Below are 20,459 nucleotides of genomic sequence, written 5' to 3'. Positions count from 1 at the left end.
AAATTAATATACAGATCGTATCGATCGATATAATAAATTAAATCAATATACTCTTTTCATTACATGTCCATAAAACAGCTTTTACCTGACAGTTAATGATTTATTAAGTCGTCAGCATTTGCTCCTTAATTAAATAATGTTTTTCATGATTTGTTCAATGCAATCATCACTTGCGTATTCTGGCGAAGATGAACGGTGATTCCGATAATGACTGGTCACGCCAGGCCAGAATACGCAACCATTCGCAGATCCTTTTGTCCATGAGGGTTTAAGGCTGATGGCGCTGATGCTGTCCGGTGACTGGCCTTTCAGCGCCCATGACACCCGGAACTTCATTGACTCCTCACGCCGTAATCCGAAAGCCTCCTGTAGACGAAGCGAAAGCGCAACCCACGGTGAAATCGTGGACAGGTCTTTCCCCGCCAGCGTTTCTGCCTTACTCTCATTCGTCACCAGGTGGTACCTGCTAATACCATATTCTTCACTGGTTTTTACGGCTCCCGGATTACCGATTTTTTCAGCCCACCACCGCAGCATGGCGAGGCGGTTTTTCATTGTGGCATCAGATAACGCCTGTTGTTTCCATAATGACACCAGGCGGTTAACATGCCTTCCTTTCAGGTCATGGACGGACATGACGCGTGTATGAAAACCCACGGCCTGTAGCTGGCTTGCTATCAGTTGCAGTCCGTTGTGACGGTTATTTTGTGTGACAAATTCCCTGTCATGGTTACGTTTGCACAGGTTTTTCAGTTCATGGTTCAGTTTATTCATATGCCGTGCGCCGTGGCACAGTTCAGAGGCTTTGAACGTAGGCCCCTCTTTTTTTGAATGGAACTGACTACGTGATTTCTTCATACGGATTGGTTTGTATTGCTGTGATGCTTCTTGTTTCTGCTATGGTTATTCTAATGAATCGTTATTTTTGATGTCCGTTCAAAAACCAGCGTCTTTATTTGTGGTTCGCCACTGATTCTGTCATAAATAAATGGTGGCGCCCGAATACACGACCCAACGTGTTTCCAAGTAATCTTTCACGTTGTCGGGCGTCACACCCTCCCCATAACATCTGCACACTTTTTCGCTTGATCTGTAGTAACAGCATGTGAAATAAAAATCATGCATGTAAAAATAGATATTTTCTATTGGTATTTATTGTTCGGGGCTGTTATCCGACGCCCCTCTTTTTTTGGTGGGCTCATGAGTAAATTTGCACTTATACTACTCGGGATTGGCTTTATCTTCGCGTTTATTGTTATTCTGCTCGCTGTAATTGATGAATACCTGCACGGTCACGACGGCTAACTATCCAAACCACGATCGGAGAGGCATGCCAAATCATGATCGATTCGAATGCCAACCGTTCAATGTTAATGCTGGCGTGAAAGGTGAAGCGGAGGTTTTTAGCTGACACCGAAGGTCGTAGCCTTAAGGATAGTTACTGACTCACTCCGCCTCATGTGCTGGTAGCTAACCACCACACTGTTATTACATACAAGGATAGTTGTCATCCATATGGTAGTACTCTTTTGTTACCGATGTACTTTTCGCCCAGTCTGTGTGTACCGGGCTTTTTTGGGTTCCGGTATGTCGGAGCCGCCGCCGAGCTCGACCAGGAGGGGCAGAACCCCACCCTGGCCCGGATGCGGAAAAAACTGGGTGGCGGCAGTTTCACCACCATCAGGGAGCAGATGGCCTCACTGCGCGGGGAACTTCAGGCTGTCACACTCTGTCACCAGGAAATTGTGGCGGCCATTAAACAGAAAACCGCTCCTGCTCAGTAGTCCGCGGAAGCCGGTATCCCCATGACACTTCCCCCCTGTAAGACCACACCGGCAGTGAGGTGTGGTTGCGGATACGCATCATTATTCAGTATCAACCCCTGCGCCATAAAAACGGAATACTTTTGTCTACACGCTTCAGAGAGCCCGGGATTGTTCATGGTAAGTCAGGCTTTCACCGTGATAACTGATATAACTATCATAACGATAGCTGTATTCATTATTGACTGAATATAACTGCTGATAGTTAGCTCCGGGGGTGTTAATCATCAGAGACTTCTGTACTTACACTTACCTGCAGGGGAATGACATGACATTTAAAAAAATTGCTGCGCTCACTTTACTGGTATCCGGAATGGCTGTTGCAACCGGGAGTATGGCCGCAACGGAGCTGGCATTTAAACCGCTTTCCGACATCACCACCGACGATGCCCTGAGTGCTGCCACCGGAGGCGCGTTTAAGGGCGCATTACCCTCGTATGAAAATGACGGTAATGAAAACACAACCACCCGTGCCGGCCTGCGGGTTCGCAAGAGTTCTGTCGTTGTGGCACTACAGCATAATCTGGGTATTGATGTCGCTAATCATCTGACTGATGTCACAAAATTCGTGTCGGCTGTGAATAAAATTCTGCCGGCAGATAAGGGACTGAAAGAGAGTGACCTTGTTAATCTGGATAACGTGGTGATTAGCATGCAGCCAGGTTCTCAGGATGTGCTTACCGATCTGGCCCCTGACTCAAAACAGTTCCCTGTTGTCGGGTTGCCGGTTCGCTTTACGCTCACGGCGAAACCCGGAACAACGATGGGGGAACAGAATGTCGATCAGCTAGTACTGGACGGGATGACAAAAGTTAAACTCACTGATTATCGCCGTGTGGATCAGTCCACTATTATGGCAACCAAAACGCCGGTACATATCACTGTTAAAGGTCATAAACCCGGACATGTTACCCCGGAAGTTCTGGCGAAAGTGCTGGATAATTATTTTGATATTACCGCACCATCATTCTCCACAACCTTGTTTCCTGTCTGGAATATAGATCCAGCCAGTAACCAGCCCATGTTTACAGATGAAGCCAGTGACGAGCCAGTAAAACACTCGCTGAAAAACTATCAGATTGACGCACTTGCGGGTATGTACACCGGCACTGACGGAAAAGGCTACGGTGACTTTGGCAAAGCGAGAATTGAACGGGCTGTACAAAAAGTGAGTTTTGCTCCAGTGTCAGACCAAAAAATCAGGTCAGTCGGGGGCGGTTATGAAGGGAATTATGATGTAACCATCACCTTTATCCAGCACTGGAGCTGGAACAGCGCGCCTTATACAGAGAGAGCTGCAGATTTTACGCTGAAAAATATCCCGGTTATCATCAGTTTTAAGAAATAAACCCGACACGGTAATGTCAGAAGATAGCCAGTCCATTCAGTTCCTGCATCCAGGCAAACCATATTCCGCCCATAACGGATGCCGCTAACGAGGAAAACATAGAAACCAGTGGGTTCACGTGACTCTCCCCCGTTAAAAAGGTCCCCGGCTCCGGGAAGAGACCGGGGAAACAAACTGGAATAATAAAAGTTATGTGAGCAATGTCAGCCCCATCAACCGTCGCTGAAAAAATGGGGCCAGAAAACGATAATCATTTTCATCTGTAGTTATCAACGGGGTGAAAGTATGGGTATTGTATTTTTAGTGGCTTGAAAATTTTCCTGCCTGCACGTATGCCGGAAGTGGCCATGACCACTATTCTCCACACAAAACGTGCCGCCATAACGGTATCGGGGAGCACCTGTTTTTCCTCACAACGGGGACTGATTTCATTCTTATAGTCCGCCCCACTCCATTGCGTATCGATACATTCTGTCAATAATACCAGGATTCACTGTGTTCTTGTCGCCTTCAGAAATAAAATACAGGTCTGATAACATCAGGAGCTGGAAACTACGCAGATTCCCGTACTAACAGGCTCCCCGATAATGTGATTTTTTGCGGCTGCATCCCAGGTTCTTTCAGTTTGCGAATTATCAGTGTTGCCGCCTGACGTCCGGTTTCTTCACTGGCTGATGAAACGCAGGTAAACGACGGAGATGTCAGATTCATGCAGACTATATCCTCGAAACCAACCAGCGCCACCTGCTGTGTCAGAAATACGTCTTTACCCACTGTTCGCCCGACCTGGTGAATACCTGTAGTGCAACCAATCATTACTTCCGGTGAATGGCAAAGAAGAGCTGTGATGGTGTTATTTTTCTCCAGTAACTGACGAGTAATAACTGCTGCTGAACTGGTGTCATCGTTACAGGAGGGCGTTAATTCTTCACGCCAGGCCATTCCGTACTGCTTCAGTACAGAGTGAAATCCTGACAGTCTCTGCTGACGAATTAAGTCGTTAGCCCCACCACCAATATAGGCAATGTTACGGTGCCCTTTCTCAATCAGATAACGCACAGCAAGACTTGCCGCCTGACGGTTATCACGAATGACCAGGTCCCCGCTATCATCAACCGGTGATTGTGATATAACAACCCGGGGAAGCGAACACTGACGAATCTTTTCCGGCAAACATGAAATGGTGGAGTCTGCAGCCAGATAAATCATTCCAGCAACACCCTGTTGCTTAAACGACAACAGACAACGTTCCAGATGTTCCTCCTCATTCAGAGGCTGGCTGATAAACACCATGTATCCAAGCTTTTCAAGTTCCTGAACCACACTGGCCATCACTTTAATGGAAAAGCTGTCACTGAAATCTCGCAGGATAAGACCTATCAGATTGGAAGTGCTGGAACGCAGGTTGGCGGCTGCCACGTTATGCACATAACCCAGTGTTTCAATTGCCGCATGGACTTTACCGATAGTTGCGGTGGAAATCTTCCCTTTCTGGCGAAGAACCAGAGAAACCGTGGAAACCGAAACACCTGCCCGCTGCGCCACATCAATAATGCTGACTTTCTTCAAATCTACTCCCTAAAACGCCCCACTATCAGTCAGATAATTAACGTCCCCCGCAGGAGCAGGAGACGTCAGGCCTATTCTGACTATTTACCGATCATTGTCGACATGGTTTGTGCGATAAATTGTGCACGCGCACCAAATATCACCTGAATTCCCTTGTCACCCACGAAGACGACGCCGCGTGCACCTACGGCGTTCAGCCCATCTTTATCGACCATATCTCCTTTTGCCACCTCAAGACGCAGACGGGTAATGCAGGAGCCAACGGAGTCGATATTCTTCGCACCGCCCAGCAGGCCAATAATTTCAGTGGCGATTTCAGTGTCGGTTTTCCCTTCGGCCGTGGTGGTCACGTCGGTACGGCCCGGTGTTTTCACGTCCAAACGGCGGATCACGTAGCGGAAGGCGAAGTAGTAGATCAACGCCATCGGGATCCCGATAATTACCGCGCTAAGGAAGTTCGTCTGATAGCCGTTGAACGACGGCAGGATCCCGAACGACAGGTAATCGATGAATCCGGCAGAAAACGACTTGGCGATATGCGCATGCAGCAGGTACATACTCATGTACGCCAGACCGGCCATGATGGCGTTAAAGACGTAGAGGATCGGGGCCACGAAAATGAAGGTAAACTCCACCGGCTCGGTTATCCCGGTTAAAAAGCAGGTCAACGCTGCGGAGAACAGAATACCGGCGGCAATCTTTTTGTTTTTGCTGTGTGCTTCGTGATACATCGCCAGACACGCCGCCGGAAGGGCGAACAGCATCAGCGGGAATTCACCCTGCATAAACTTACCGGCATTCTGGTAGGTATCGCTGCTGAAGGATTTCACGCCTTCTTCCAGCATTTTGAACCAGATAGTCTGATCACCGTGGATAACCTGGCCCGTCTGGGTGGTGTAGTCACCGAAAGAGTACCAGAACGACGGATACCAGATATGATGTAAACCGAGCGGGATGAGCGCACGTTCCACCAGGCCGAAAATAAAGGTTGAAGCCGCCTGGTTATCCCCGTTGACCACGACAGAAAGTGCATCGATACCTGCCTGAATATGCTGCCAGATATAAGGCAACAGCAGACCCATGATGAACGACAACATGGCAGTAGCAATAGCGACAAAACGTTTACCGGAGAAGAATCCGAGAAACTCCGGCAACTGCATTGCATGGAAGCGGTTATAGCACCACGCGGCGAGGATCCCACAGATAAGCCCACCAAACACGCCCATCTGCAAGGTTGGAATACCTACAACCATGGCGTACTTTCCGCCCTGAGAGGCCATCTCCGGCGTTATCCCGAGCACGGTGCTGATGGTGATATTGGTGACGAACACCGACACCGCTGCCGAAAGCGCGGCAATACCGGATTCCGATGCCAGACCAACCGCCGAACCAATGGCGAAAAGCATCGGTAAATTATCAAATATAACACCACCGGCATTCATCATTAACGGCAGATGAAATTTATCGCCAAAAGCCAGTAGCAGGCCTGCCGCCGGCAGTAATGAGATAGGCAGCATTAATGCGCGGCCAATCATCGATAGTTTTGACAACGACTTAACAAGACCTGATATCAGACTCATACTGATTCCCCTGTATAAAAAAACATATAAATTAAAGGTTATACCTGTGAATATAACGTTATAGTAGAACGTTCTACTAAACATGAAACAAAATTATCCCGCCTGCAACTTAAATTGCATATTCAGAAAAGAATGAAGGTTAATTATTTGAAGTTGATCGGCATTAACCCGATTTTTTATATGGATAAAAGATATTACCGTTCTTCCATGGCAAAGGGCAAGAAGGATAATCCCCTCCGGATTCACGAATTATTTTTAATATTTATTTTCCGTGCCCCACGTATTGTCAAAAGCGACCATGAGTATTTTAAATTACGGCATACCAGAACAGGAGAGCACCTATTTTTCTTCACTGCAGGTACAGTGTTCATTCGGGGGATTCTGTGAATCCGGCAGATCCGACTTCGGCATCCCGTATAATCCGGGCATGTAGCCCCGGAAGCTCTGGCAAGGGTTCTGGATAATTATTTTGTTATTACCGTACCGTCATTCGCCCCTATGCTCCCTGTCTGGAATATCGATCCAGCCAGTAATTAACCCATATTTACTGATAAAACCAGTGGCGAGCCGGAAAAACACTCACTGAAAAGCGACCAGATTGACACAATAGTTATAGCCATTAAACAGAGCACCAGACCCGTTCACGGATCGGAGTACGGTGTCATGATTATCTTACAGTTGCAGCGGCGAAGTGGTATGACTGCACAGTAAGACTATATATGTTTGGGGGCTGTCCTAGATAAGGTTTAAATTTTACCTTTAACTATCTGTTTTAGAATAATTAATTGCTGCTTTGCATTTGGTGTGTTAAATCGCCACTCACATTCCTTCAGATACAACTCAAAATGAGCCTTCGGAATACCGTTAAATTTACGCATATGACGCTTCGCCTGGTTCCAGAAATTCTCAATACCATTGATGTGATTTTGCCTGTCTTTTTTGTCGACAAACTGAGTGCTGTGGTTGATTCTGTAATGCTTAAAATCGCTCACATCCAGTACATCGTAGCTGGCGAAATTATCAGTGTAGACGATGCTGTCAGGGTAAATTTTTGACTCAATTATCGGTAGTAATGTCCGCGATTTAGCATCGGGAATCACCTTGGTATAAACCTTGCCACCACGCTTGAGAAGCCCGAAAACTGGCACTTTTCAGCAGCACCTCTGCCTCGTTGACCTTTACGATGTCCACCAAAATAACTTTCGTCCAGTTCAATCTCTCCATCAAACCAGGAGTGCTTGTCAACATGCTCGGCTATCAGCACTCTGAGCCGGTGAAAATAGTAAGCGGCAGTGTTCCTGTGGACACCAACCAGCTCTGCGGCAATACGAGCTGTGGAGCCTGCAATAAACAGCTCAAATAACCGTTCCTGTTTGTACTGACTGAGTCTGCTTTTTCTCATGGAACTATCCTAGATGATCTTAGTTATCTAGGACAGCCCCTATGTTTGCTGCTCCCGTTCAGGACACGCGCTGTTATCCAGGAACAACTCACCATTCTTATAGGGAAATGGCATAAAGTGTATTAGCATAAAGTTTATTAGCTCAGATTTGACCTGACACAGATATGGCACAGCACCAGACCTGACGCTCCGTGTCAGGAGCTGGGCTTATGACCCGATACGTTAAAGTCATTTATATGACGAGCCTAAGCCCTCTTGAGACAATTTTTTTGAATTCTTCACAATCGGAATGCTCGCTTTTCTTACAGCACGCAACATGTTTCAGTCCCCGGCTTAACAACTGGAGTGTGCGGATAGTGCCATCAATTTCCTTTGCTCGCTGAAGAAGCAGAACGCTGTTTAGTGCAAGTTTGTTGTCTGCACTAAACATCGAGGCTATTTCATCAAGAGAAAAACCTGCAGCCTGCCCCAGAGCGATTAATTGCAGTTTATTGATCACATTTTCGTTGTACTGCCTTCTAAGGCCATTACGACCAACAGGTTTGATTAGCCCTTTCTTTTCGTAATATCGCAACGCCGATGGTGTAACTCCGGTAATATTGGCGATTTCTCTGATATCCAGTTCTTTCATTATTGACTTAAACCTCACTTTAAATTGCACACTGATGATCAACTTATCATTTCATTAAAAAAAGGAGTAGACATTGGATATCATTATTGTTTTAAAAACGGTCATAACGGGCATTGGCGCAACGCTGGTCATGGATTTGTGGTCATTGTTTCAGAAGCACATTCTGAAAATGCCACCATTGAATTATGCTCTGGCTGGTCGCTGGATTTTACTGCTACCGCAGGGAAAATTCAGGCATGACACCATTATGTCATCACCGCAGATACGTGGAGAGACTCTTACTGGCTGGGTATTCCATTACCTTACCGGGATACTTTTTTCGGTTATCCCGTTTTCGCTTAACGGAAGACTATGGCTCCATGAACCTTCTCTCTTAATGGGCGTGTTGACAGGTTTATTAACTTTGACTGCTCCGTTCTTGATTTTGCAACCCGCATTTGGCTTTGGTATCGCTGCCTCACGTACACCTCATCCATGGTTGGCGCGTCTGTTAAGCTTGCTTACACACCTTGCATATGGCATCGGGTTATATGGCACAGCCGCTGTTTTGGCGTCATTCTTATAGCTTCAGGCTATTTGTGCTCATTACCGGGATATTAGACGTCAACTAGTTTTGCCTGGGTCAACAAAAAGTCGCGCTGAAGGTGAAGGCTGAGTCAATGCGCCGGACTGAGTTATTGTCGCCTAATATAAACGCTTATGATCGTTATTCGCCGGATAAAAGGTGCCGGCATACCGGTACCGGGGAGCTCCTCTTTTATCCTCGCTGCGGGAACTGGGTTCATCCGGGGGATGCTGTTAACCTGGCAGCGCCTGTTCCAGCATTACTGTATATTCCTCCAGCGGTATCTGAATGAGCAGCCCGAACTTCAGTTTTCCATCTTCAGATATCAGGGCATCCGGGGCTCCCTGCAATTGTCCGCAGAACGCCGCCAGGCCCGCCATATCCTTCACCCCAGTATATTCGCAGTTCGCCGCCAGCCATCGGCTGACGCGGGCAGAATCAGGGGCTGTTTCAGGTGCACTCTCCCGCGACAGCCATTCCGCCAGTTTCCCCAGCAGTAATGTCAGCGGCTGCTCCCGAATAATGGCTGGTACACCGCTGAACACCACACCATGACCATCCACTGTAAACCGGATACCAGACTGTTCAAGGCCGGGCTGCCACTGGCGCAGTAATTCCCGCTCTTCACGGTTCAGCTTCAGTCTCACCGGCATCAACAGAGGCTGCGATACCGGTCTGTTATCGCCTTCTGCAGACAGCCGACATTCCAAAAGGTACTGCCACGCCCTTTTCAGCGACAACAGATAAACCCCGTCCCCGTCGGTCACCAGTGCATATTTTTGTCTGACTGGCGCAAGAAGCCGGTAGTCTGTTCCGGGGAGCGTGATATTATCAGATGATTCTGTCACTCCCCTTGCTGAGAGCGGCAGTGACGGTATTGCCCCCGGCGTCTGCAGTAACTGCTGGTATGCCCTTCCCACCTGCCGGTTAAAGCCCTCCGGCAGAGATCCACCCCGACCACCGCCACCAGAACCTCCGGATGAATGTGACCCCGGGTCGGCAAAGCTGTTCCCCCCCGCTGCCTTTCTGTTGTCAGGAAGCCAGTCCGTGATCGGCAGGCCTGCTGTTTCTTCCAGTGGCAGTTCTGACACGGCGTCCTGATTCAGCGCCGACAACACGCCCTGGCAGATAAAGTCATGCACCAGGCGACTTTCATGGAAGCGCACTTCCTGTTTGGCCGGATGAACATTCACATCCACCTGTTCCGCATCCAGCTCCAGGTACAGCACATAACCTGGCTGCTGACCGCCATCCGGTATATGCCCGTACGCATGGCGCACAGCATGCATTATCACCCGGTCCCTGACCGCGCGGCCATTGACAAAGAAATACTGCACATCAAAGGTCTTTCCGTCCGGCTGGGGCGGCACCACCCAGCCACTCATCTGCATACTGTGGTGCGGCCACTCCAGGTATACTGCCCGGTCGGCAAAGTCCTTTCCGCAGATGGCTGCCAGCCGCGATGCGGCGGACGTTCCTGCTTTTCCTGCAGCACAGTGCAGTATCCGTTTCCCGTTGTGTGTCAGAGTGAACCCCACATCCGGCCGTGACAGCGCCATCCGGCGCACCACATCTTCCGTATGCCCGGATTCTGTTTTATCGCTTTTCAGAAAACGACGTCGCGCCGGGGTGTTGTAAAACAAATCCAGCACCTCCGCGGTCGTCCCCTGCGGATGAGACGCCGGTTTCACCACCGGGGACATATCCCGGCCCTCCGCATAAACCTGCCAGGCCTCGTCCTGCTCAGCCGTTCTGGAGGTCAGTGTCAGCCGGGACACGGAACTGATACTGGCCAGCGCCTCCCCGCGAAAGCCAAGACTGGCAATACCCTCAAGGTCTTCCAGGTTCGATATTTTACTGGTGGCGTGACGCATCAGCGCCAGGGCAAGTTCATCCTTACTGATGCCACTGCCGTTATCGCTGACACGAATACATTTTGCGCCGCCCTTTTCCATGTCAATCCTGATGTCGGTGGCGCCAGCATCGATGGCGTTCTCCAGCAGCTCTTTCACGATGGATGCAGGGCGCTCCACCACCTCCCCGGCCGCTATCTGGTTGGCCAGTTGCGGCGACAGAATATGAATCGTCATTTAGCAGTTCCTGAACGCTGAAGATAAAGATGGTTACTGTGCCATATTCCACAGGCACAATCGCGGTAATGGATACATTTTCTTATTTTACTTTCCCCCTGCTGTCAACACTTAACGGTTTCTGAGTCCCCGGTCGAAGAGTCACTCCCTTACTACACTACGCATGAAATGCTAATGGTTATCATTTGCGTTTATTCTTAATTATTAATACCCTGTATCACTTTTAACACAGCAACATAAGGAAAAAATGATGTTCAGGAAAAGCATCACTGGTGTACTCGTCTGCTTCAGCCTGCCTGGTATGGCGACAGAGAATGCTGATCGCGAAGAATCCATGGTTGTCACGGCCTCAGGCTATGAACAGAAAATAACCGATGCCGCAGCCAGTGTGTCTGTTATCAGCAGACAGGAACTGGAAAGAAAAAATTATACCGATCTTGGTCAGGCGCTACGTGGTATTGAAGGCGTGGATGTACAGAGCAGCACTGGAAAAACGGGGGGCCTTGATATCAGTATCCGGGGCATGCCATCAAATTACACGCTTATCCTTATTGATGGTATCCGTCAGAACGTCAGCGGCGACGTGACCCCCAATGGTTTCGGTACGATGAATACCAGTTTTATGCCTCCACTGTCTGCCATAGACCATATCGAAGTCATCCGGGGGCCAATGTCCACCCTGTATGGTTCCGATGCCATTGGTGGTGTGGTGAACATTATCACCCGCAAAACGCCGTCACACTGGAGTACCAGTGTAAGTGCCAGTCAGAATATGCAGGAACATAATAAATGGGGAGATGCATCAACCCTCAGTTTCTGGACTGGGGGACCGCTGACAGATGAAACACTGTCCCTCACCCTGAGGGGAAGTACGCTGTACCGGCAGGGTTCCAGCGTCACCACACTGAACGAAAGCGCCAACACCAGAACGCCCTTCCCCACACAGGAAAATAACTATACGGTTGGCGGCCGGCTGGAACTCAGCCCCAGCGAAAATAATGCACTCTGGCTGGACACCGATATCGCCCGTCAGCGATATGATAACAGCCAGGGTCAGTTGGGTCCCGTCGGCATCAGGGGAGGTGGATATGAAAATGTTGTCCGCTACGAGAGAAACCGTTTTACGGTCGGTCATGACACCACGTTCTCTGCCGGAACCTGGAAATCATCCATAACTTATAATGAAACCAGTAATAAAGGACGCCTTCTGGTGCCCAAAAGTCTGGCCCGTAACAAACAGGATCAGGCTGGTGAGACGAGGGAACTGAAAAACGCCAATACTATTGTTGATTCAACATTCCTGCTACCTGTCGGGAACAGTCATCTGTTCACGCTGGGAGGGGAATACCAGGATACCAGAATGAAAGATGGCGTGGTTATGGTAAGCACCGGCGATCAATTCCGGCAGAAAAGCTGGTCGTTATACGGTGAGGATGACTGGCAACTTCTGGAACCCCTGACCCTGACTTACGGCGCCCGGTACGAAAAACATGATGCCTTCGGCGGTCATATCAGTCCACGGGCTTATCTGGTCTGGAACAGCACCGATAATATTACAGTTAAAGGAGGGATCAGTACCGGTTACCGGACCCCGAACCTGAGCCAGCTTCATAATGGTGTCAGTGGTGTGACCGGTCAGGGTACAATTAACACTGTGGGTAACCCTGAACTGAAACCGGAAAGTAGTACCAGTACTGAAATGGGGGTTTATTTCGATGACGGGACAGGATTGTCTGCCAATATCACCGGTTTTTACACTCACTTCCGCAACAAGATTGTGTCACGACATATTGATGATTTTACTTACAGTTATATGAATACAGGTAAGGCTCGTACTGATGGCGTGGAAGTTGCTGCCGGACTCCCGTTATGGTCCCCTGACTGGAAGATAAGCGTGAATTATACCCTGACAAACAGCAGGCAACTTGACGGAGAGAATAAAGGCGCCCCACTCAGTTATTCCCCGAAACATGTGGCTAATATAAAACTCGACTGGCAGGCAACGCAGGACATCAGTACCTGGCTGAAAATACAGTACAGAGGAAAATCTCCCCGCTTTACCCAGAATTACAGTCATCTCACTCCGGTTCAGAAAGCAGTGTATGATGCCCGCGGGGACAGTCTGAAAGCGAGTACGGTGGCAGATATTGGCGCGTCATGGAAGGTCATGAAAAACCTTACCCTGAACGCTGTGGTCAACAATATCCTGGATAAAGACTTTTCCGGTGTTGAAGCCTACAAAGTCGGTAAATCGACCACCTACGCCGGAGACTATTTCCAGACTGCAGCGTCCACCACAGGCTACGTCATTCCTGGCAGAAACTACTGGGTTTCTGCCAGTTATGAATTCTGATTTATACAGTACGACTCCGGGAGGGAGGCCCCTCCCGGAAGCTGTATACAAAGAACTTTTTAGACTAGCCCCTATATTTCCATACACTTTTTATCATTCAGCCAAAGTAACAATTTTGGTAAGGCAACAGTGCGTGTTGGGTGTAAGCGTAAACTGGCCGCCGTATGTAGCCTTTAAGCCAGTGCTGGTAACTTAGACGTCCACCTGTACTGATCTGCGCCCCAGATCTTGGACAACCCTATGCAGCTTGCCTTAGTCGGTATTCTATCGGACTAAGACCTCCAAGTTTTTCTTTTATTCTCAGATTGTTGTAATAATGTAAGCGTAAACTGGCCGCCGTATGTAGCCTTTAAGCCAGTGCTGGTAATTTAGACGTCCACCTGTACAGACGGACATCTAAGTATGGAATCTCAATCCTGGCGAAAAGAACCCCGTAAAATTTACTCGAACGACTTCAAACTTCGTATAGTTGAACTTGCTTCCCGCCCTGATGCCTGCATTGCGCAGATTGCCCGTGAAAACGGCATCAACGATAACGTTATCTTCAAATGGCTACGACTCTGGCAGAAGGAAGGTCGCGTATCACGTCGTCTTCCCGCAACCATAAACACTTCAACATCACCGACGTTGCTTCCTGTTGAGGTGATATCTGACACGACACCATCAGGCGAATTAAAAACAGCTTCGGAGCTGTTACCTGTGCTGAATGCAGCTTCCTGCTGCGTGGAGTTCCGTTACGGTAAAATGACGCTGGAAAAACCGTCATCAGAACTACTGGCAGTACTGCTCCGCGAACTGACCGGGAGGACAGGAAAGTGATGAATCTGCCATCAGAATGTCGTATCTGGCTGGTTGCCGGTGTGACGGATATGCGTAAATCCTTCAACGGACTGGGTGAGCAGGTACAGTCTGTACTGAATGAAAACCCCCACTCCGGCCATATCTTTATCTTCCGGGGCCGGAAAGGCGATATGGTAAAGGTGCTCTGGGCCGATAACGACGGCATGAACCTGTATGTAAAACGACTTGAGGAAGGGCACTTCATCTGGCCTGCTGCCAAAGATGGAAAGATTGTCCTGACCCGCTCACAACTCACCCTGCTGCTTGACAAGCTGGACTGGCGTCAGCCAAAAACTTCCCGCCGCAATATCCTGAAAATGTTGTAATTTACAGGCTGAAAATATTATAAGGCGGGAATGAATAAACCACTTCCCGCCCGTCTTGCTGAACTTGAGAGACTGCTCATCCGACAGGCTGAGGAGCTACGTCAGAAAGATACTCAGCTCCGTCTTATCGAAGAGACGGAGGCCTTCCTGCGCACAGCGCTCGCCCGTGCCGAAGAAAAAGTTGAAGAAGGTGAACGCGAAATCGAGCGTCTTCGTGCCCAGTTGGAAAAACTGCGCCGGATGTTGTTCGGTACCCGTTCAGAAAAACTTCGCCGACAGGTTGAAGAAGCCGAAGCCCTGCTTAAGCAACAGGAGAACGAAAGCGACCGTAAGAGCGGGCGGGAAGCAGATCCACAGGTTCCCCGCCAGCTAAGGCAATCGCGGCATCGTCGCCCGTTCCCGGAACACCTTCCCCGAGAAATAAACCGACTGGAGCCTGCCGAAACCTGTTGTCCTGAATGTGGCGGAGAGCTGGAGTTCCTGGGTGAGGTCAGTGCAGAACAACTGGAACTGCTGACCAGCGCGATGAAAGTGATCCGCACGGTGCGGGTAAAAAAGGCCTGTACAAAATGTGACTGTATCGTGGAAGCCCCTGCTCCGTCACGTCCGATCGAGAGAGGGATCGCCGGTCCGGGTCTGCTGGCCCGGGTTATGACGGCGAAGTTCTGCGAACACACACCTCTTTATCGCCTGTCCGAAATCCTGGAGCGCCAGCATGGCGTGGTGCTGAGCCGGGTACTGCTCTCTAACTGGGTTGATGCCTGTTGCCGCCTGCTCAGTGCGGTGGTGGATGCGCTTTACCAGTATGTGATGAGTGGACGTAAAGTTCACGTGGATGACACCCCAGTGAAAGTTCTGGCACCGGGAACGAAAAAAACCAAAAAGGGGCATATATGGGTCTATGTGCGTGATGACCGGGACGCCGGATCATCAGATCCGCCGGCAGTCTGGTACGCCTACTCGCCGGACTGGAGCGGTAAACATACCCACAATCATCTGCGTCACTTCCATGGAGTGCTTCAGTGTGACGGATACGCTGGTTATGAAGCGTTGTTCAGTGCAGATCGTAAAGGTGGTCCGTTAACGGAAGCCGCCTGTATGGCGCATGCCCGCAGAGGGATCAACGACGTCTGGGAACCATCACGAACCTCGGTCATAGCCGAAGAGGCACTGTCGCGTATCGGTGAGCTGTATGCCATAGAGAAAGAAATACGCGGTCTCCCGGAAGCGGAACGACTCAGGGTAAGGCAGAGCAGAAGCAAACCTCTTCTGCTGGAGTTATACGACTGGATGGAGGAAAAGGTGGCAGGCGCCTCGCGAAAAGACAGACTGCCCGCAGCGTTCTGGTATCTTCTGAACCGCAAAGAAGCGCTGGCTTACTTCTGTGAAGATGGACTGGCGGAGATCGATAATAACGCCGCCGAACGAGCCCTCCGTTCCGTCTGCCTGGGAAAAAAGAACTGGCTGTTCTTCGGTAATGATCATGGTGGTGACAGAGGTGCGATGGTGTACAGCCTGATCGAGACATGCAAACTGAACGGGATAAATCCGGAAGCCTACCTGCAGCATATCCTGTCGCTTCTTCCAGAGTGGTCGGCCAATCGGGTCAGCGAACTGTTGCCCTGGAACGTGGATCTGCCAACGAAATAACCGTCAATACGGCGTTCACTTATCGCTTACGTTATTATAACATTTCCCGACCACTGACAATCCCTTCGTACAGGTTACCAGCCTTGCTGATCACTGATGCGGAAAATGTCCCCGGGAATATCGATAATTACAAGATGATCCCGCATAACATTCATGCCCAGGATACCATCAAAATCCAGTCCTTTCGGTCTGTTCCCGCTGATGACAATGGCAAACTCATTACGACTAGTTCCTTGATTGTCTTTCAGACTAAATGTTGTCACCCTACAATCCTGATCAGATGCTTCAGGCTCCACTGTTTTACATCCTGAAAAAAGCGTATCTGATGGAAGGCGATCAGCAAACAACATTGAATGACTGGTAGCCGTATCAAGAAGTAATTTTAACTTTATCCCGCCAACAATAGCAGTAATGAGCAATCCGGATTTTGTTTTCTCTGCCGGATATGATGACCATCTGTATGATTTATCCATATCAGATACAGACGGAGTATAGGTCGGCCACAGTCTGTTTTTTCTGAAATCAACCATGAAACGACGGTCATGGAAGAGACCAAGCCCCATAACCTCATTGACAGGTTTTTGGTTACCAATACTCAAACCCCAGGGCTTAAAGGGGACAATTTCAATATTATTAAAACGTATTCCTGAAATAATCAAATGATTCAGGTTCCATACAGGAACCCGGATTTCATTACCGGAAATATCAATAAATCGACGGTCTTCCAGCCTTGTGGTTCCCAGACCCGACACTGAAACCAGTTCGTTCAATTCTCGTTCATAAAAATGCAACCCTGTACTGCTGCCTGTATCAAGCATTAATGTATGCATTTTGCCTTCAATTATGACATCAGTTAATGGGAGCCCTCTCTCGTCATATCGCAATGGCCAGAAAAGGGGAGCTGTATCAGCCATAGCAAGGCCAGGCAACAGTAACAATACTGCCGTCAACATCTGTCGTATTATAATTTTTAATATATTCAGATGATAGTTTCTGATTATTGTCAGATATAATATATTAGTTTTCAGCACTAACGAACGAACTGCCATACACTGGCTGGAACTTTATCATACAGGCGGTTCATCGTCAGCTCGGCCAAACGATGATCTGCTGCTGAGTTAAAATGTTCCAGTTCATCCGTTGACAGTTTATAACGATTAGACTCGGCTACTTTTTCCAGCGTTTCTTTATTACTGCACTTTCTCAGTTGGTACAACCATTCATATTTACTTTTCATCATTATCCTTTACCAGAAGATACCTGTTCATAAAACAGCCACTTTACTTATACCCGTAGTTGCTGAGATTAACAACCGGGAAAGAATAATACAGATTATTACGCAGAATGATACTTCACTCGCTATCTGTCTGCGGGCTGATTTATCCATACGTTGCAGTGGGCCTCCCGGACGGATTTGTATGAGGCAAGTACAAACTGACCGTGGCACCCCAGAAAGCATCCGACTTCCGGTACGTTCTGCCAGCGACTGAGGAACAGAAAAAAAGCCGGACCCGGAAGACTGCGGGTTAACCAGTGCTGTCCCTGGTAGTAACGGTACCACATACCGGGAGGAATGGTGGCGAATCTTTCGGTATAACATTCAATAACCGTCTGAAGCCCGGGCTGCAGGCTGATGTCCAGCTCCCCGATAGTGAGCAGGCTGCGGCGAAGATTATCGGACATCAACAGTTCTACAGTAATCAGCATGACAACTTTTTACGGGAGTCACCAGCAGCGGGATACTTCCTGAACGTTTCCTGTGACCGAATGCCCATCCTTTTTTGTGTGTCAGACGCAGCCTGACATACTTCACCTAAATATTCTGCTTTTGGTTCAGGTTTTCTGGCTTTTTCCAGACACTGACTACGACGGGTAGCCAGCCAGGCCCGCTCATCACAGTCCCGGCACCGATCCAGCACCTCCAGCCAGCGTCTCGCCGCCCGGCGATAAAGCCCTGCAGCCTCCAGCGCCTCCGCCACAGCATCACTCATTATGCAGACATCAGGTTTTCCAGCCCACCTATCCGCCTGGCTTTCTTCGGTTCTTTTTTGTCCCATAGCTCCCCTCCCGGCTCATGGCATAAGGAACATTATTCTTATACATCTTTCACCCGGATGTGGACTGAAGAGTAAAAATAACGTGCATGAACCGGCGACATTCCCCATCCGGTGATCAGATGAGAGAAAAAGGTGACTGTCATCAGGCCAAAAACATCATCATGACGGTTTCGCTCAAACACCACGCCTTCTCCGCTACCATACCATGCAATATAAAGAAGCAACCCGCCCAGAGAGTTCTGTTCATCCGCAAAATATTCCCGGGCCAGCGCCGTCAGCTTTTCTTCACTGCTGACAACTACGCCCCACTCCCGCATGTCATCAGTAAATGACCGTAGTAAAGCCAGCGCTTTATTACCGGTCGCACCCGTCGTCCCATGCATCCTGATATCCCCGTTCAGAGATGTAGTATTCTTCAATGTGAAGATAAGCCACACCAACAACAAGGTTAATAAATGTAATTACGGCAGATTGAGGTAAGCAAGTCCCTTTTGCCCTGTATGGCAACATTTTTGTAAAAAAATTCAGCCTTATCACTCCCCCTGAACCGGAATAAGACTTTTTTTGATAATGGTTACTGACTTTAAAGTCTTCAGACTCGCAACGGAGCCCTCGTATTTTCATATTCTGCTGACGCTTCTGCGCCACAAAGCTTTTTGGCGTCAGATGGAGAAATAAACGCGGTCCGCTGCATATCAGGGCAGAAACGCGTACCATAAAGAAGTTCATAAAGTCGGTTTTTCATGCCCAACTTTATCAGTAGTCTGTTTTTGTCCTGCCAGATTTGTTTCTCGTTTTTGTTCAGTATATTTGTAAGCCCTGACAGCGAATAATGACCTTTGTAGAGTGCCCACAGTAGTTTTTGCTGTGAAGAAGTGACGCCACAGCTCGTGGTCGCCCTATGCATTAGTAATGACATGTACCTCATCAGACGTTTCGGGTTATTAAAAATCATCGGGACTTCAAAAAATCCCGTCACGCATTCAGGGGCAGATAAAAATTTAGCCAGCTTTCCTTTCTGAGGGTAAGGACAGTGACCGGACTTCTGCAGACCCGATATAACAGACTGAATTTCACTGTACGATGCGCAGGAAATATCTCCCCAGCAGTGCAAAACCAACCGGTCACTGAACAACAGCTCATCGCTGATAGCCAGTACCGGATGGTCCAGAAGCAGATTTTTCAGGGCGTAGAAAAGGTAAATATGTTCGCGTGGCCGGAGACACAGTATTAATACCGCTTCCGGTGTTCCTGCCAGACTCTGAAGCAGGCATGGCAGGGAGTCTGCTACATCACAACGACACTCAGGATGCATTGCCTTTACCACGAACTGTACTGCGCTCACCACCGGCCAGCAGTCACCGTGAATAATAACCTGCCGGGCCGGTGTCAGATTATACTCCGCCATCCTCATCCTCCTTTTTCAGGATTTTCCCTGCATGTCGGTTACTGCGCAGCCGGTTCCACAGTTCATTCGCCTGCGTCCTGTCTCCATTACCGACCCGCCGGCGTGAAACCGGTGATGGTGTTACAGTCCTTTCACGCCGGACCGGCGCCGTGTTTTCAAGAACACGCACAACATAAATTTCATAGCGCTGTGCTTTATTGGGCAACGTCTGGTAACGGCAAACACAAACCACCCGGGATGCTTTATTCCTCAGGTAGGAAATCAGATAGCTGGCCCGCCTCGGGGTGATGCGAAAGGCCTCAGATATCTGGCTTCGCTGAACCCAGTCCTTCTGTTGCAGGCACCAGTGTGCAACAAGTATATAAAGAGGTTCGCTGCTATACTGTCGAACGCATTCAGGTACATAGCAGGCATCATGGTTTGTCTGGCTCGGATAATGCATATCATTACCTGACTGTATTTTCTTTCTTTTCGATTTTTTATCAGAAGACATACTGATTCTCCGTTATTGGGTGAAAGAGCCCCGGAAGCAAAAAACAAAACCACATCTTTTTTTATTAAGCACAGTCAGGGATGTCTTGTTTCATTAAAGGTAAGTAACAATTACAGTCATTGCTGCCGAAAAATCCCCGGTTTTAATTTCCGTTCCTGGTATGGGTTCAACTTTTGCCCTGTACTGCTTTATAATTTTGCCACCGGAGCCGTTATCCAGACTAATATTCCCCATATCCGCTTTCGTATTGAATTTAACCGGCGTTCCTGCCTCATCCAAAACCAATAGCCTGAAACCATTGTATTCTCCTTTTGTATTTTGAAG

At 48.7% G+C, this 20,459-nt stretch carries 19 protein-coding genes and 3 pseudogenes; 7 read left to right on the top strand and 15 right to left on the bottom strand.

What is annotated here, in order from left to right; genetic code table 11:
• Window positions 1-129 precede the first annotated feature (129 nt).
• Window positions 130-774, bottom strand: coding sequence for a phage integrase N-terminal domain-containing protein (locus tag BZK42_RS26200; RefSeq protein WP_158083392.1), 645 nt, complete (start codon window positions 772-774; stop codon window positions 130-132).
• Window positions 775-1,538: 764 nt separating this feature from the next.
• On the opposite strand from BZK42_RS26200, the gene BZK42_RS29525 reads away from it, so the two are divergent.
• Together BZK42_RS29525 and BZK42_RS26185 are read left to right on the top strand one after the other, a co-directional pair.
• Window positions 1,539-1,784 carry a DNA-binding protein gene (locus BZK42_RS29525; protein WP_080860980.1) on the top strand — a complete coding sequence of 82 codons (246 nt, stop codon included), beginning with the start codon at window positions 1,539-1,541 and terminating at the stop codon, window positions 1,782-1,784.
• Window positions 1,785-2,091: 307 nt separating this feature from the next.
• Complete coding sequence (locus tag BZK42_RS26185; protein ID WP_080860978.1) at window positions 2,092-3,171, top strand: hypothetical protein; 1,080 nt, start codon at window positions 2,092-2,094, stop codon at window positions 3,169-3,171.
• 552 nt (window positions 3,172-3,723) lie between these two features.
• Here BZK42_RS26185 and malI read toward each other — a convergent pair.
• From malI to BZK42_RS26160, 4 genes and pseudogenes are all read right to left on the bottom strand, one after another.
• Window positions 3,724-4,740: a Mal regulon transcriptional regulator MalI gene (gene malI, locus BZK42_RS26180; protein ID WP_080860976.1), complete on the bottom strand. Its 1,017-nt coding sequence runs from the start codon at window positions 4,738-4,740 to the stop codon at window positions 3,724-3,726.
• Between the two features lie 80 nt (window positions 4,741-4,820).
• Window positions 4,821-6,320 carry a PTS transporter subunit EIIC gene (locus tag BZK42_RS26175; protein WP_080860971.1) on the bottom strand — a complete coding sequence of 500 codons (1,500 nt, stop codon included), beginning with the start codon at window positions 6,318-6,320 and terminating at the stop codon, window positions 4,821-4,823.
• Window positions 6,321-7,066: 746 nt separating this feature from the next.
• Window positions 7,067-7,722, bottom strand: a pseudogene (locus BZK42_RS26165) (IS1595 family transposase).
• A 232-nt stretch (window positions 7,723-7,954) separates the two neighbouring features.
• Window positions 7,955-8,353: a helix-turn-helix domain-containing protein gene (locus BZK42_RS26160; protein WP_080860988.1), complete on the bottom strand. Its 399-nt coding sequence runs from the start codon at window positions 8,351-8,353 to the stop codon at window positions 7,955-7,957.
• Between the two features lie 73 nt (window positions 8,354-8,426).
• Between BZK42_RS26160 and BZK42_RS26155 the strand changes: the two genes are divergently transcribed.
• The gene (locus BZK42_RS26155) at window positions 8,427-8,918 is read left to right on the top strand and encodes a DUF2938 domain-containing protein (protein ID WP_143329749.1); all 492 of its coding nucleotides are present in this window, start codon (window positions 8,427-8,429) and stop codon (window positions 8,916-8,918) included.
• Between the two features lie 233 nt (window positions 8,919-9,151).
• Here the strand turns inward: BZK42_RS26155 and mutL are convergent, their stop codons facing one another.
• A complete protein-coding gene (mutL, locus tag BZK42_RS26150; RefSeq protein WP_080860969.1) occupies window positions 9,152-11,008 on the bottom strand; it encodes a DNA mismatch repair endonuclease MutL in 1,857 nt (618 codons plus the stop codon).
• A gap of 247 nt (window positions 11,009-11,255) precedes the next feature.
• Between mutL and BZK42_RS26145 the strand changes: the two genes are divergently transcribed.
• Complete coding sequence (locus BZK42_RS26145; RefSeq protein ID WP_080860968.1) at window positions 11,256-13,361, top strand: TonB-dependent receptor; 2,106 nt, start codon at window positions 11,256-11,258, stop codon at window positions 13,359-13,361.
• 238 nt (window positions 13,362-13,599) lie between these two features.
• Here the strand turns inward: BZK42_RS26145 and BZK42_RS29810 are convergent.
• Window positions 13,600-13,680: pseudogene (locus BZK42_RS29810) on the bottom strand (IS3 family transposase); the annotation flags it as partial.
• 83 nt (window positions 13,681-13,763) lie between these two features.
• Between BZK42_RS29810 and BZK42_RS26140 the strand changes: the two are divergent.
• From BZK42_RS26140 to tnpC, 3 genes are read left to right on the top strand one after another with little or no spacing between them, the layout of a single operon-like run.
• Entirely contained in the window at window positions 13,764-14,180 is a 417-nt protein-coding gene (locus BZK42_RS26140) for a transposase (RefSeq protein WP_080860967.1), read from the top strand.
• Window positions 14,177-14,527 (top strand): IS66 family insertion sequence element accessory protein TnpB, encoded by a 351-nt coding sequence (tnpB, locus tag BZK42_RS26135; protein ID WP_080860966.1) that lies wholly within the window; start codon window positions 14,177-14,179, stop codon window positions 14,525-14,527. Before BZK42_RS26140 ends, tnpB begins: the two co-directional genes overlap by 4 nt.
• 30 nt (window positions 14,528-14,557) lie before the next feature.
• Window positions 14,558-16,177, top strand: a complete 1,620-nt coding sequence (tnpC, locus tag BZK42_RS26130) for an IS66 family transposase (protein ID WP_080860964.1) — start codon at window positions 14,558-14,560, stop codon at window positions 16,175-16,177.
• Between the two features lie 74 nt (window positions 16,178-16,251).
• Here tnpC and BZK42_RS26125 read toward each other — a convergent pair whose 3' ends face one another.
• From BZK42_RS26125 to BZK42_RS26090, 8 genes and pseudogenes are all read right to left on the bottom strand, one after another.
• Window positions 16,252-17,091 carry a pepsin/retropepsin-like aspartic protease family protein gene (locus BZK42_RS26125; RefSeq protein ID WP_249025172.1) on the bottom strand — a complete coding sequence of 280 codons (840 nt, stop codon included), beginning with the start codon at window positions 17,089-17,091 and terminating at the stop codon, window positions 16,252-16,254.
• Window positions 17,092-17,207: 116 nt separating this feature from the next.
• Window positions 17,208-17,414, bottom strand: a complete 207-nt coding sequence (gene hha / locus BZK42_RS26120) for a hemolysin expression modulator Hha (RefSeq protein ID WP_001750852.1) — start codon at window positions 17,412-17,414, stop codon at window positions 17,208-17,210.
• Between the two features lie 122 nt (window positions 17,415-17,536).
• Entirely contained in the window at window positions 17,537-17,884 is a 348-nt protein-coding gene (locus BZK42_RS26115) for a hypothetical protein (RefSeq protein WP_023221908.1), read from the bottom strand.
• Window positions 17,878-18,234 (bottom strand): PerC family transcriptional regulator, encoded by a 357-nt coding sequence (locus tag BZK42_RS26110; RefSeq protein ID WP_080199128.1) that lies wholly within the window; start codon window positions 18,232-18,234, stop codon window positions 17,878-17,880. Before BZK42_RS26110 ends, BZK42_RS26115 begins: the two co-directional genes overlap by 7 nt.
• Before the next feature lie 38 nt (window positions 18,235-18,272).
• Complete coding sequence (locus BZK42_RS26105) at window positions 18,273-18,617, bottom strand: hypothetical protein (RefSeq protein WP_080199125.1); 345 nt, start codon at window positions 18,615-18,617, stop codon at window positions 18,273-18,275.
• A gap of 209 nt (window positions 18,618-18,826) precedes the next feature.
• Window positions 18,827-19,642, bottom strand: coding sequence for a transcriptional regulator (locus BZK42_RS26100; protein ID WP_080199122.1), 816 nt, complete (start codon window positions 19,640-19,642; stop codon window positions 18,827-18,829).
• A complete protein-coding gene (locus BZK42_RS26095; protein WP_080860960.1) occupies window positions 19,629-20,135 on the bottom strand; it encodes a CaiF/GrlA family transcriptional regulator in 507 nt (168 codons plus the stop codon). Before BZK42_RS26095 ends, BZK42_RS26100 begins: the two co-directional genes overlap by 14 nt.
• 93 nt (window positions 20,136-20,228) lie before the next feature.
• Window positions 20,229-20,459: pseudogene (locus BZK42_RS26090) on the bottom strand (adhesion protein); the annotation flags it as partial.

It is taken from the genome of Citrobacter braakii, from assembly GCF_002075345.1.
Classification (GTDB): domain Bacteria; phylum Pseudomonadota; class Gammaproteobacteria; order Enterobacterales; family Enterobacteriaceae; genus Citrobacter; species Citrobacter braakii.
Note: the sequence above shows the minus strand (reverse complement) of the source record. Positions and strands in the feature narration are given on the sequence as shown.